The organism is Okeania sp. SIO2F4, assembly GCF_010672385.1.
Lineage (GTDB): Bacteria > Cyanobacteriota > Cyanobacteriia > Cyanobacteriales > Microcoleaceae > Trichodesmium.
In genome coordinates this window covers 23866-36579 of sequence record NZ_JAAHGT010000011.1, presented here as the reverse complement: position 1 = coordinate 36579, position 12714 = coordinate 23866, and the positions used below count along the sequence as shown (strand labels likewise).

The 12714-nt window shown below is 36.7% G+C and carries 11 protein-coding genes, 1 tRNA gene and 1 pseudogene; 7 read left to right on the top strand and 6 right to left on the bottom strand.

Annotated features, from left to right (window positions below; all coding sequences use genetic code 11):
• Nucleotides 1–172: 172 nt before the first annotated feature.
• The 3 genes from F6K22_RS01090 to uvrC all read left to right on the top strand — a co-directional run bounded on the left by F6K22_RS01090 (nucleotide 173) and on the right by uvrC (nucleotide 3706).
• Nucleotides 173–376 (top strand): metallophosphoesterase family protein, encoded by a 204-nt coding sequence (locus F6K22_RS01090; RefSeq protein ID WP_293092386.1) that lies wholly within the window; start codon nucleotides 173–175, stop codon nucleotides 374–376.
• A gap of 388 nt (nucleotides 377–764) precedes the next feature.
• A complete protein-coding gene (locus F6K22_RS01085) occupies nucleotides 765–1277 on the top strand; it encodes a metallophosphoesterase family protein (protein WP_293092384.1) in 513 nt (170 codons plus the stop codon).
• A 557-nt stretch (nucleotides 1278–1834) separates the two neighbouring features.
• Nucleotides 1835–3706 (top strand): excinuclease ABC subunit UvrC, encoded by a 1872-nt coding sequence (gene uvrC / locus F6K22_RS01080; protein WP_293092382.1) that lies wholly within the window; start codon nucleotides 1835–1837, stop codon nucleotides 3704–3706.
• A gap of 116 nt (nucleotides 3707–3822) precedes the next feature.
• Here uvrC and sigC read toward each other — a convergent pair whose 3' ends face one another.
• Together sigC and lipA are read right to left on the bottom strand one after the other, a co-directional pair.
• Nucleotides 3823–5058 carry an RNA polymerase sigma factor SigC gene (sigC, locus tag F6K22_RS01075; RefSeq protein WP_293092392.1) on the bottom strand — a complete coding sequence of 412 codons (1236 nt, stop codon included), beginning with the start codon at nucleotides 5056–5058 and terminating at the stop codon, nucleotides 3823–3825.
• 631 nt (nucleotides 5059–5689) lie between these two features.
• The gene (gene lipA / locus F6K22_RS01070) at nucleotides 5690–6592 is read right to left on the bottom strand and encodes a lipoyl synthase (RefSeq protein ID WP_293092390.1); all 903 of its coding nucleotides are present in this window, start codon (nucleotides 6590–6592) and stop codon (nucleotides 5690–5692) included.
• 116 nt (nucleotides 6593–6708) lie between these two features.
• Here lipA and F6K22_RS01065 point away from each other — a divergent pair.
• The 4 genes from F6K22_RS01065 (at nucleotide 6709) to F6K22_RS01050 (ending at nucleotide 10631) form a co-directional block, all read left to right on the top strand.
• Nucleotides 6709–6782: transfer RNA gene (locus tag F6K22_RS01065), tRNA-Pro, on the top strand.
• A 1636-nt stretch (nucleotides 6783–8418) separates the two neighbouring features.
• A complete protein-coding gene (locus tag F6K22_RS01060) occupies nucleotides 8419–9636 on the top strand; it encodes a GUN4 domain-containing protein (protein WP_293092380.1) in 1218 nt (405 codons plus the stop codon).
• Nucleotides 9637–10123: 487 nt separating this feature from the next.
• Complete coding sequence (locus F6K22_RS01055) at nucleotides 10124–10405, top strand: BrnT family toxin (protein ID WP_293092378.1); 282 nt, start codon at nucleotides 10124–10126, stop codon at nucleotides 10403–10405.
• The gene (locus F6K22_RS01050; protein WP_293092376.1) at nucleotides 10380–10631 is read left to right on the top strand and encodes a BrnA antitoxin family protein; all 252 of its coding nucleotides are present in this window, start codon (nucleotides 10380–10382) and stop codon (nucleotides 10629–10631) included. Before F6K22_RS01055 ends, F6K22_RS01050 begins: the two co-directional genes overlap by 26 nt.
• Before the next feature lie 55 nt (nucleotides 10632–10686).
• On the opposite strand, the gene F6K22_RS01045 is transcribed toward F6K22_RS01050, so the two are convergent.
• The 4 genes and pseudogenes from F6K22_RS01045 to F6K22_RS01030 all read right to left on the bottom strand — a co-directional run bounded on the left by F6K22_RS01045 (nucleotide 10687) and on the right by F6K22_RS01030 (nucleotide 12113).
• Nucleotides 10687–10809 carry a hypothetical protein gene (locus F6K22_RS01045; protein ID WP_293092374.1) on the bottom strand — a complete coding sequence of 41 codons (123 nt, stop codon included), beginning with the start codon at nucleotides 10807–10809 and terminating at the stop codon, nucleotides 10687–10689.
• Nucleotides 10810–11049: 240 nt separating this feature from the next.
• Nucleotides 11050–11256, bottom strand: a complete 207-nt coding sequence (locus F6K22_RS01040) for a type II toxin-antitoxin system HicB family antitoxin (RefSeq protein ID WP_293092372.1) — start codon at nucleotides 11254–11256, stop codon at nucleotides 11050–11052.
• Nucleotides 11257–11522: 266 nt separating this feature from the next.
• A pseudogene (locus F6K22_RS01035) lies at nucleotides 11523–11921 on the bottom strand (COP23 domain-containing protein); the annotation flags it as partial.
• A 30-nt stretch (nucleotides 11922–11951) separates the two neighbouring features.
• Nucleotides 11952–12113, bottom strand: a complete 162-nt coding sequence (locus F6K22_RS01030; protein ID WP_293092370.1) for a hypothetical protein — start codon at nucleotides 12111–12113, stop codon at nucleotides 11952–11954.
• Between the last annotated feature and the right edge of the window lie 601 nt (nucleotides 12114–12714).

The following is a 12714-nucleotide window of genomic DNA, read 5'->3' as shown; positions in this document are numbered from 1 at the left end:
AATAAGGTTTTCAACAGTGTTTTGTTTTTTTTATCTCTTTTAAGCAGGGTTAAATGCTTGCTATACAAGGTTTTTAGCGACTAGAATCGCAAAGTTTGTCAGAAATGCAGGTTGAGTATTGAATGATAATCTAAATAATTTATTAAAAAATAATATGAATAGATAAAGTATAATGTTGAACAACTATCAAGACATATTTTTTGCAGTAGTTGGTGATGTCCACGGCTATCTGTATACAATTATTGGCTTACTACAGCAGTGGGAAAATGATTCTCATCAACAGCTTAAATTTATTCTCCAAGTAGGAGATTTTGAACCCCATCGCCATGAAACAGATTTAGCAACAATGGATGCACCTACAAAATATCTTCAATAATTAATAATTAATAATTAATAATTAATAATTAATAATTACCTCTTCTTATAACGGATAGGATTGCCTAAAAGAAATTTTTTTCTTTTTTCTCCATTCATGGAGAAAAAGCGGTCGTTAACGAAGTTTCCCGTAGGGTGGGATGGCGAAGAAACTTCGCCATATCCAATCTCCCAAGAGAGAAGAAAAAAATCCTTTTAGCCAATCCTCTTGTTTATAAGAAGAGTTCAATAATTGATAATTGATAATGGATAATTGATAATTACCTCTCCCTAAAACGGATTGGATTGAATAAAAGGAAAATATTCACATTGTTTCTCCACGGCGAGTGAGAGGATTTTTACCTTAATTATTCGGTAATTCTAAATTCTTGATTCTAAATTCTAAATTCTTGAATCATAATTGCTATTATTTGGGTAGGGTCGGAACGGTAGTTTTAGCAGGTCTAAAAGTTGTAGGAGTTTCTGGTATTTATCAAGAGGAAAAATTTCATATTTCCCGACTTAAAGTTGACAAAATTAACAGGTCTTCTAATAAAGATTATATTGCTTTTACAGAAGCAGAAATTATTCAAGCTTTAGGCTATAAATCTACAGATATTTTGTTATTACATGACTGGCCTGCTAATATTATAAATCCTGCGGATGCTGAACAGTTTGAACAGCAACGTAGGAGTCGAGGTTATTACGATCTGGTGGGAAATGAATATGCAAGAATGTTAGTAGATGAGTTACAACCAAAGTTAGTAGTTTGTGGTCATTTGCACAAAAGTTATCGGAATAAAATATCACTCACTTCTGAAAATTTTACAGATATTTGTTGTCTGGCAAATGTTCAGTCAGGAGCTGATGCAATTGCTCTATTTCATCTGAGTAAAACAGGTGATATTTCAGAATTTATCTGAATGAATAATTAATATCATATCCGATTTAATAGTTATAAATAAACCTTTATAAGGAAAGGGGAGCATAAGAACTCTGAACAGTGGGGAAAAACAATAAACTGGTAATATAGAGCAGGTTTTTCATTTTGTGATTTTCCAAATTTCTAGAAGTACATAATAATTTTATAACAACATTTTTTGTTTTGATTGAGTATATAGCTATTAGGAATAAAATGTGATAATTTTACTGTTTTTTAAAAGGAAAGTTGTTGTTTGTAGTAGGGCTTTAGCCCTAAGATAGATATTTAATAGACATAGGCGTGATAATTAAAAATAAAATCAATTATAGTGCATAAATAATTAATTATTTCCCCCTACTTTGTACGGACGTTGCATAAAAAAAATGCGTTTCATGTCGGCTCTTAGCCGAAAACGTCCCTACTACTCCCTACTCCCTCTTTTCCGGAGAGGTCTAATGGGCTAAAGCCCTACTACGAACTTTAATTATAACTATTCAACCGGAAATAATATTGCTATATATTTAGGTTAAATCTTGAGCATTTAGGATAATTAAAAATATGAAAACTCAAACTTTACCCATAATAAAAGACTCAGAACGTTTAGAAAATCGACTCAAAGAAATTCCTCAAACTCCAGGAGTTTATTTAATGCGCGATAGTAGCGATCGCATTCTTTATATTGGCAAATCTAAAAAACTTAGAAACCGAGTTCGTTCCTATTTTAGAGACGGAAAAAATCACACTCATCGTATCAGCTTAATGGTACAACAAATAGTCGAAATTGAATTTATTGTCACAGATACAGAAGCTGAAGCTTTAGCATTAGAAGCTAATCTGGTAAAACAACATCAACCATACTTTAATGTCTTACTCAAAGATGATAAAAAATATCCCTATCTCTGCATAACTTGGTCGGAAAATTATCCCAGAATTTTTATTACTAGAAAGCGTAGCTTAGGTAAAGCTAAAGACCGTTATTACGGTCCTTATGTTGATACAGGATTACTCCGAAATACTCTACATTTAGTCAAACGAATTTTTCCCTTACGTCAAAGACCAAAACCTTTATTTAAAGACCGCCCTTGTCTCAATTATGATATTGGTCGCTGTCCGGGAGTTTGTCAGACATTAATTACTCCAGAGGAATATCATAAAATTGTGCAAAAAGTGGCAATGATTTTTCAAGGTCGGACTGGAGAATTAATCAATATTTTAAATACTCAAATGGAAAAAGAAGCAGAGGCGTTGAATTTTGAAAAAGCAGCAGCTATTCGAGACCAAATTAGAGGTTTAAATTCTTTAAATGCTGACCAAAAAGTTTCCTTACCAGACGACCGAGTTTCTAGAGATGCAATTGCTCTAGCAGGAAATAATCAAATTGCTTGTATTCAACTATTCCAAATTCGGGCAGGAAAATTAGTAGGTAGATTAGGATTTATTGCTGAAACTCCTAATTTAGTAACAGCAGAAACTCAGGAATTAGGAACAATTTTACAGCGTGTTTTAGAATCCCATTATCAAACAGTAGAATCTGTAGAAATTCCCACAGAAATTATTGTGCAAAATGAGTTACCAGAGAGTGAATTTTTGCAAAATTGGTTGACAGAAAAGAAAGGTAAAAAAGTAGAAATATTCGTACCCCAACGCCAGGGAAAAGCAGAATTAATAGAAATGGTAAAAAAGAATGCTGAGTATGAGTTGCTCAGGTTGGCAAAAATGAGCGATCGCAACAATAAAGCAATGACAGACTTGGCAGAAATATTAGATTTACCAGAGTTACCTCACCGGATAGAAGGTTATGATATTTCTCACATTCAAGGTTCGGATGCAGTAGCGTCGCGAGTAGTATTTCTTGATGGTTTGCCAGCAAAACAACATTATCGACATTATAAAATTAAAAATCCAGAAGTACGCATTGGTCATTCTGATGATTTTGCCAGTATGGCAGAAGTTATTGGGCGACGGTTTCGTGACTATGAAAAACAACCGACTCCAGAGAAACCAGATTTAATAATGATAGATGGTGGGAAAGGTCAACTTTCGGCAGTAGTGGCAGTGATGGAACAGATGAATATATTAGAAGAAGTGCGGGTGGTCAGTTTGGCAAAACAACGGGAGGAGATTTTTTTACCAGGGGAGTCATTACCTTTAAAAACTGACGCCGAACAACCAGGGGTGCAGTTGTTACGGAGGTTGCGGGATGAAGCGCATCGGTTTGCCGTAAGTTTCCATCGGGATAAAAGAAGTCATAGAATGAAGCGATCGCGTCTAGATGAGATTCCCGGTTTAGGTCAACATCGACAAAAATTGTTATTGGCGCATTTTCATTCCGTTGATTATATTAGGATGGCAACAGTGGAACAGTTAGCAGAAGTATCGGGAGTCGGACCAAAATTGGCGCAGCAGATTTACGATTATTTTCATCCTTAGGGAGTAGGGAGTAGGGAGATGGAGAGATGGGGAGATGCATAACGCACCGAAATATTTGGGATAGGTGGTGCGTTACATTTCATTAACGCACCCTACTGAATCGACTGACTGCTTCTTTAAGTCAAAGATTCTAAATAATCCCGTACTTGATTACGACGCTTTGGTTGACGCAACTTCTGTAGAGCTTTTGCTTCAATTTGACGGACTCGTTCCCGAGACAGTTTCAAAGCACGACCAATTTCTGATAAGGAGTAGGGATGACCATCTTCTAAACCATAACGCATGGAAATTACAGACCTTTCTCGTTGAGTTAAATCTAATAATAATCCTTTTAATGCTTGTACTAGAGACTCCCGCATCAGCATTTGTTCTGGAGAAGCATCTTCAGTTTCCAGAAGTTCACCTAATTCAGTATCTTTATCACTACCTACTTTAGTTTCCAGAGAAACCGAACGTGGAACCTTTACTAGCACTTCCCGAACTTGAGCAGGTGTCATATTTAGTTCTTGGGCAATGTCGTCAATTTTTGCTGTACGTCCTTTTTCTTGAGAAATTTTCCGTTGTGCTTTTTTAATTTTGTTCAACTTTTCAGTAATGTGGACAGGTAAGCGAATTGTCCGACTTTGAGTAGCGATCGCTCTTGTAATTCCCTGACGAATCCACCAATAAGCATAAGTGCTGAATCGATACCCCCGTCGTGGGTCAAATTTTTCAACTGCTCTTTCTAAACCTAAAGTACCTTCTTGGATTAAATCTAAAAGTTCTAGACCACGATTTTGATACTTTTTCGCTACTGACACTACTAAACGCAAGTTAGCATTAATCATCTGATTCTTGGCTTCAATACCTTCGCTTTGGACTTGCTCAAGTTCTTTTACACTTAAACCTGCTAATTCTGCCCAGCGAAGTTTTCCTGCTGCAATAATCTGTTTAAGTTCTACCACAGATACATTTCCTGCCTTTGCCCACCGTTCAAATGATGGTTTATGTCCTAACTGAGCTGCTAGACGATCGCGAACTTCCATCAACTGAACATAACATTGAATTCCTCCTTCTTCTTCTTGAGCTGCTTTGTTGCGTAATTCCAATAACTGTATATAGCGTTGGACTTTTTGAGCTTCAGAGACTTCTTGATCTCTTTCTAGCAAATCAACTCGCCCAATTTCTTGGAGGTACAAACGGACTAAATCGGTGGTGCTACGGTTTGGACTTACTTGAGCATTGTCCGCTTGTTCATCCTCCGTTGCTAATTCGTTGGTTATTTGCTCTAAATCTTCGGGAAACTCAGGCTGCAAGTTATTAGAGTGCAGTTGTTCTTCGGATTGTTCAGTGTAAGGATAAGTTGCTGACATAACGATCATCTCAGTTACTCCAGGTGACAAGAGGCTGCACTTAGTGACAGTCTGTGGATAAAATGCCTAATTCCTAATAAGTTGGCATTTGCTCTAGTTATGTTTCCTGACTGCTCCTAACAACTTAGACTGAATGAACTTAAGCTTACGTTGATACTGATTGTGTTAACGATGGACTTTGAGAGTACATTTGTCTATATAGTTGTTTGCTTCAGTTAACTTCTCTAGGCTTAATTTTTAGTATATTGATACTTCTGCTACAAAAAAGTGATTTTCGTCAGAAGCTATATTAATGTTCATCACTATTAGAGGTTGTTCCCGATCACTTCGTAAATTTTTTGATTGTGGAGGTTAAATTTTCTCTTATTACTTTTTTGGTGTTTTTTATAGTTACACTTTTTTAGTTTTATTTCCTTATATTTAAGGCATTTTTCTTTTTTATATGTAGCAAGTTTAATATCTTTACTTATCAATTTTGAGCTATTAAGTAAATCTAGATACAATAATAAGTCCTCAAAATCACACTTTACCAGCGATCGTTTTTGCAATCGGGGGTGATGGGTAATACACCCACTGGCCTATATTCTTTTGCCCAAGTACATGAAAGGCCAAACCCATCACCAGTTTCCTTCTAACTTTTGGCCTTTGGATAATTGACCATCAATTCTTTGACTTGTTCAGCATGATATGAGCTACGAGTCAAGGGGGAAGCAACAATTTGTAAAAAACCCATCGAATCACCTATTTCTTTCCAGCGATCGAATTGTTCTGGTTTGACGAAAGTAGCTACTGGTAAATGTTTAGGGGTTGGTTGCAGGTATTGTCCAATGGTTAAAATATCGCAGTCAACAGCTCGTAAGTCTTTCATTACTTCTTGGACTTCTGCATCTGTTTCTCCGAGACCTACCATAATTCCAGATTTTGTATAAATTTCTGGGGCTAATTCTCGCGATCGCCTCAAAAGTTCTAATGTGCGCTGATAGTCACCTTGTGGTCTGACTCTACGATATAATCGTTGAACAGTTTCAGTATTATGGTTAATTACTTCTGGTTTGGCGTTAAGAATTATTTCTAGGGCTTGCCAATTACCACATAAGTCTGGTATTAGGACTTCGATAGTTGTCTGAGGTGAAATTGCCCGGACTTGGCAAATACATTTAGCAAATTGATTAGCACCCCCATCTGTCAAATCATCTCTATTGACAGAAGTAATGACCACATGATTAAGTTTCAAGCGTTTGACTGCTTCTGCTAGTCGGTCTGGTTCGGTAATATCTAAAGGCTGAGGTTTTTTCTCAAAATCAATATCACAGTAGGGACAAGCACGAGTACAAGCAGGTCCCATAATTAAGAAGGTTGCTGTTCCGGCGTTGAAACATTCGCCAATATTTGGACAGGAAGCTTCTTCGCAGACCGTGTTGAGATTTAGGTCTCGCAAAATTTCTTTGACTGTACCAACTCTTTGCCATTGGGGGGCTTTTACTCTTAACCAATCTGGCTTGACTACCACTTTATGCCTCTGCTGTAGTTTGATATGCAAGTTAAGCTTAACAAATTAAGCAGGTTAGTAACAAGAGTTTTCATTGACATACTCCCGACATCAAATCTTGCAATTTAGTTTCGATAAAATATTATTAGGAATTTTGTAGCCGGGATGTAGCGCTGCTTGGTATTGCACCTCGTTTGGGGCGAGGCGGTCGTAGGTTCAAATCCTGCCATCCCAATTAGTAAACTTTAATAGTTTGATAATTGTTATTATTTTTCTTATCTAAGGCAACTCAAAATCTGGTATCAACAATAATAATTCACTCCTCCATTTCTTTCATCAAGATTGCCTCGCAATTTTCACCTAAGTCTGGCTTTGCCTTAATACAAAAAATAAAACTAAGCTGGCTAAATTTTTAGAGGTTGTTGCTAGAATCTTTTCAGACTTTTTCATAATAATTTTCTAGGAAATATCTGAAAATTTCATCAATTTTGTTTAATTGCTTCGCCCATAGTTTGAAGGTCTTCAGGAGAAATTGAGCCGGCAAAAGGTAATAATTGTTTTCCTGGGATACCTCTAACTTCCTTGCTAGTTTCTTAACAAAAGAGTCTCTCAAGTGATGCAAGAAAGTCTATAGCTTCAACAAGAATTTCCTTCAGCACATCAGAACGGTTACTGTCTTTCAACCCAAAAGTCTTGGCAATTTTTTTGTACTTGTCGCCCTTACGATGAGCAGCGCTAGTTGAGCGAAGGGTTTGCAAATTTCTCAGGAATTTTATCTGCTGCTCATAGTTTGGATATTGATGAGCTTTGAGGAATTGCTCAAATTTTGATATTCCCTTGGATTAACCTTTTCAGTAGCCATAGTAGTAGTTTGGTATCAACATTATTAATTGTAATTTGATTTACATAATATTGACGGAAACGCGATAAAACTACATTCCGCTACGCGATCGCACTCCTACTCACTAATTTCCTTTTTCATTTTAATAAGCACCTACGCAGAGCGAGCCAATTACTTCAAAAATACACGAAAATTTCATTTCAGATTAGATAAGTATGATGGGAAAGTATTGACTTTTTTTTAAATAGGTTGGATTGAGGTAACGAAACCCAATATAAATATTCAGCTTGCTGAGGCACAGGAGCAAGATGCTCCTACTGCTGAAGAATTAGGCGATCGCTCCTTGACAGCTAGAAAAAGTTGTTTGATTTTCAGATTAGATAAGTATGATGGGAAAGTATTGACTTTTTTTTAAATAGGTTGGATTGAGGTAACGAAACCCAATATAAATATTCAGCTTGCTGAGGCACAGGAGCAAGATGCTCCTACTGCTGAACTGAATGATTATCGCTTTTCATATTTTAGCTTCCAAATAACTGTAGGGGTTTGGTCTCTAAACTCGAACCCCTTATCAAGTTAGAACTCAGAAGTCAGAAGTCAGAAGTGAGGAGGAATTTTCAATTTTTGGTAGTCCTGCATGGTAATGGTGAGGATATATATTTTTTAATTTCTCCGACACTCCCCATCCCCCCATCTCCCCAAACTCCCAGTGCTTCCTTTACCATTACTATGCACCACCACCCAATTTTTTAACTGTGGAAATTATTTAAGCCTGCATATTTGTAGGTAAAAGAAGAAAAAAGAGACTGGTTGAGTGTTGGCGAAGCCTAGCAGCAGCTATATCGCTCCTTGACAGGCAGAAAAAGTTGTTCTATTTTTAAAGTAGATAAGTATTATGGGAAAAGAGTACCTCTTTTTTTAGGGCAATGACCTTTTAAATTTTGTCTATGGGAAGGGAAAGCCTACAATTGAAGTTCCTGGTAAAAATGAAGAAAAATCAGACTTCCAAACTTCCAAACTTCCGAAACAGATGAAATATCTACCTCCCATCCTTGGTCTAACCTTCCTGGCATTAACTATGACAAATTGTTCTGGGCAATTATCCTCAGAAAAAATTGCCTCTCGACTGGAGCCTAGTATTGTCAAACTATTTTATAAAAATCAACCCGGACATGGAACTGGTTTTTTTGTGTCTGGAGAAGCAGGAGTCTGTACCGTACTAACCGCAGCTCATGTTGTGAAAAAAGAAGGGGAAAGATTATTACAGACTAGGGATGAAAAAGTCTGGCAAGTTGCCAAAATAGAAATATTTCCCAGTGATATTGATTTAGCTTTGGTTACTTTTCAGGCAGTAGGAAGAAATTGTAATTATCCGGCGCTGAAAATAGGTAATTCAGAAAGTCTCAAAAAAGGTAGTTCTATCTATATTTCTGGTTTTCCTATTCGGGGTGGGAAGTTGGTATCCCAGTTTGTTGAAGGTAAAGTTTCGGGTTTGGATAAGTTGGCGCGGGGTTATGGAGTTTCTTATGATGCTTTGAGCGTGGGTGGGATGAGTGGATCGCCTGTTGTGGATGTGAAAGGTGAGGTTGTGGCAGTACATGGAATGAGTGATGTAGAAGTTGTGCAAAATTTTGCTTCTTATCAAGCAAGTTTGTCTGAAGAGCAACGGCAAACTTATCAGCAAGCTGTGGAAAGGGTTAATGACTTTCAAAATTTGACCTTTTCTTGGGGTATGCCTATTAATATGAATGATATTCCTCTAGTTTCAGCTAAAGGAGTTGACTATACAAAACTTCGCAACTTATTGGCAGAGGGAAAATGGACAGAAGCAGACTTTGAAACATACAGAGTAATGGTAAAAGTAGCAGGTGGGGAGTCGGAAGGATGGCTCACAGATGAGGATGTAGATAATTTTTCTTGTCAGGATTTAGGCACGATTGACAAACTTTGGGTGGAGTATAGTAATGGTAAGTTTGGCTTTTCTGTTCAAAAGCAAATTTATCAGATTCTTGGTGGTACTAAGGAAGCAAACCAACAAGTATGGATAGCCTTCGCTGATAAAGTGGGATGGCGTAAAGGTGGAAAATGGTTGAATTGGTGGGAACAAGGTTTTCACAATAGAAGACCATATGCTCATGGTTACTTCCCCTCTTTAACTCCAGGAGATGAGAGGGGGGGGAGAACTGGGTTAGGAGTATATTATATTTTTATACCAAATTCTCCTGTTACTGAGACTTGTAAACTTTAATATCTAAAGTTAGCGTAACGCACCATCAAATTATCTGCCATCTAAAAAAAATCTGCGTGACGGCAAAATTTCTTGAGTTTCCCTAAAATCAAAAACAGGATGCCGTCACGCACCCTACGATTTTCTACTCACCTAATATTTCTGATCAAGCATTTTTCATGGCTTGGCGTTCGCGTAGCGGTGCGTAGCACTATCGCCACATTCAAACCTTCCTCAAAAACAAATCAACCAATATTTCCCTACCTGACCTCTGTTGAATAAAATATATCGAGCGTTCGATATAAATTATCCACTATGTAAATTTAGTTAGCTTTGAGCGTAATGCACCATCAGATTATCAATAAAAAAAAGGTGCATGACAGCAAAATTTCTTGAGTTTCCCTAAAATCAAAAAGGGGATATAGCTTAATCTCAAAAGAGATAATTCTAGAATATTATAAATAGTGAAAAGTCTTAGGGTTATATAGCCTAAAATCCAACCAATTTAATGTTTGAGTGGGACGAAAACAAAAACCAACAGAATCTCAGAAAACATGGCATTAGCTTTGAAGAAGCAACCGAAATTTTTTACGGCATAGTTTTTACTGCTATTGATGAAAGATATGATTATGGAGAGATTCGTGAAATTAGTATCGGAGCTATTCAAGGTGTTGTAATTATTACTGTTGTTCATACAGAAGGTAACGGTAATACTTGTATCATCTCAGCTAGAAAAGCAACCCTCAAAGAACAGAAAATTTATTATGACTATCTCACCAGAACGACTTAAAGAATTACAAAACATAAATGACTCTGAGATTGACACCTCAGACATTCCCGAACTTGACGAACAATTTTGGCAAAAAGCTAGAAGAGTTGAACCGATATCTCAAGAAACAGTTTTGATTAAATTAGATCTAGATATTATCAACTGGTTTAAACATCAAACTCCAAACTATAAAACTATTATCAATCAAGTTTTGCGTGCTTATATTAATCAACAAAAACTAGAATGAATTTTAACGAAGTCATATCAGGTCTCATTTATCCAAATTAGTCCGTGCTACGAATTTAACTTCTGACTTCTGACTTCTGACTTCTAACTTCAAGATGGCGATCGCCACATTCAGTTACCAGTTTTTCTCCCAAAGTCGAATAAAATATATCGAGCGTTCGATATAAGTTACTGACCATCCAAAAGATTAGTCACAAAAAGAATTTTAACTTCTGACTTCTGAGTTATGATATCAAATCAGGTTAAACAGTCATAGATTGGTTAAGTCAAAAGGAGTCAGGAGCCAGAATTCAGAATTCAGGAGCAGAGAGAATCACTTTGACGAGCGTAGTTATGACGATTGGAGAATTTTTTTATGTCCAATCAGACGGATTTGATATGACTTCTAACTTCAAGATGGCGATCGCTCTCCATACAAATTAGATTGTTTGTAAATTCTGTAACTGTGGCAGAGGTTTTCCCATTTCCTCATAAGCATAAACTAAATCTTCCAAAACTTCCTTCGCATTTTTCAGTGCTTCCTCATAAGATTCACCATGAGTTTGAGCGTACTTCCCCCATTGAGGTAAACCAGCAATATAGGTTTTATCCTCTTCAGACCATTGAATTAAAATACTATATTTCATTAAACATCTCCAGAAAAGAGGGAGTGGTACGGACGTTGCATGGAACGTCCGTACAGAGTAGGGAGTAGGAGGAAAGAATTGATGATTTATGCGTATGGGATTGATTTGATTTTTGATGATCGCGCCTATGTCTATTAAACATCTCCAGAAAAGAGGGAACAGGGAACAATATACCATCAGATTATCTACCACCTAAAAAAAGGTGCGTGACAGCAAAATTTCTTCAGTTTCCCAAAATCGAAAAAAGGATGCCGTCACACACCCTACTACTTTCCTGCCAACTTATCTTCCTGTGCCAAAAAAGTTTCTAAATAAACAACACGCGACTCCCCAGAAGAATTAGAGTTTGCCGACTGATAACAAGACTCTCCATTTCTTAATGCTTTGGTAGTATCTCGCAACGCTTGATAACTATCCGTCCCTACATCCAAAGTAATCAACAACGGACAACTATCACTGCTTAACTTTGTTTTGACACATAAGACTTGTTGTTGTGGAGTATTCGGGTTGTCGCGATACCCTAGAAAAACTAAACCATCTTGCCGAAAATTTTCTAACCGCTTTTCTATTTCTTGGCATTGTCTCTTAGGAGTCCAACCTCCTCCCATAGGTATGACCATACCTAACCAAGGTTGTTTTTTCTCGCCATCGTAATACATCAGCGTCCAAACATATTCTCCTCTTTTTGTATCTCGTCATAACTTGCAAGAAAAGCGGTCTGTTATTTCTATCACAGAAGGCGACCTACCCCGAACAATGTTAATGCCTAAGTTACCCATATCTACTAATAATGAAATTGCAGAAATTATTAGACCTGCTGCTCCTGCTATTGCTGCAATTTTTCGATTCCGTCTCACCAGTTTCTCCTTTTTCTCCTTATCTATATATATAGTTGTTATGAATATTTTTTTAGGGTATCGAAAGTAGATCCCTCCAATATTTTATCGAATGTTCTGTAAGGGGTTTTCAGAAAGGTTGATCTATGAGAATAGGAGGTGAGTTTTGTTAATTATCGAAGCTAAAAATTAGGTGCTTTAATCTACATGAGGTAATAATTATGGTAATAGACTGTGAGTATATATGAGCAGACCTTCTCCACTATACAAATAATAGCACAAATAAATTTTTAATCAAGCCTTTGCTCAAAATTTTGGATGGTAAAATCAAGGCAAATCTTCTAGAAAGTCAATACATGAGCGATCGCTTGTCTGTGTGTATCTGAATATATATATAGTACTGCTAAGAATTTTCACTGCTTAAATGATGAAGTTTCTCATTGTTAAAAATTAGGTGCTTTGCTCTACATGAGGTGATAATTAAGCTACTAGACATTTAGTATATATGAGCATACTTTCTCCACTATACAAATAATAGCACAAATAAATTTTCAATCAAGCCTTTGCTCAAAATTTTGGATGGCAAAATCAAGGCAAATCTTCTAGAAAGTCAATACATGAG

What these genes read in the sequence shown, in the direction of transcription:
- F6K22_RS01040 (WP_293092372.1), bottom strand. Translation starts at nt 11,256, where the DNA reads ATGAAATATAGTATTTTAATTCAATGGTCTGAAGAGGATAAAACCTAT.
- sigC (WP_293092392.1), bottom strand. Translation starts at nt 5,058, where the DNA reads ATGTCAGCAACTTATCCTTACACTGAACAATCCGAAGAACAACTGCAC.
- F6K22_RS01060 (WP_293092380.1), top strand. Translation starts at nt 8,419, where the DNA reads ATGAAATATCTACCTCCCATCCTTGGTCTAACCTTCCTGGCATTAACT.
- F6K22_RS01045 (WP_293092374.1), bottom strand. Translation starts at nt 10,809, where the DNA reads ATGGTCAGTAACTTATATCGAACGCTCGATATATTTTATTCGACTTTG.
- F6K22_RS01050 (WP_293092376.1), top strand. Translation starts at nt 10,380, where the DNA reads ATGACTATCTCACCAGAACGACTTAAAGAATTACAAAACATAAATGAC.
- uvrC (WP_293092382.1), top strand. Translation starts at nt 1,835, where the DNA reads ATGAAAACTCAAACTTTACCCATAATAAAAGACTCAGAACGTTTAGAA.
- F6K22_RS01055 (WP_293092378.1), top strand. Translation starts at nt 10,124, where the DNA reads ATGTTTGAGTGGGACGAAAACAAAAACCAACAGAATCTCAGAAAACAT.
- F6K22_RS01090 (WP_293092386.1), top strand. Translation starts at nt 173, where the DNA reads ATGTTGAACAACTATCAAGACATATTTTTTGCAGTAGTTGGTGATGTC.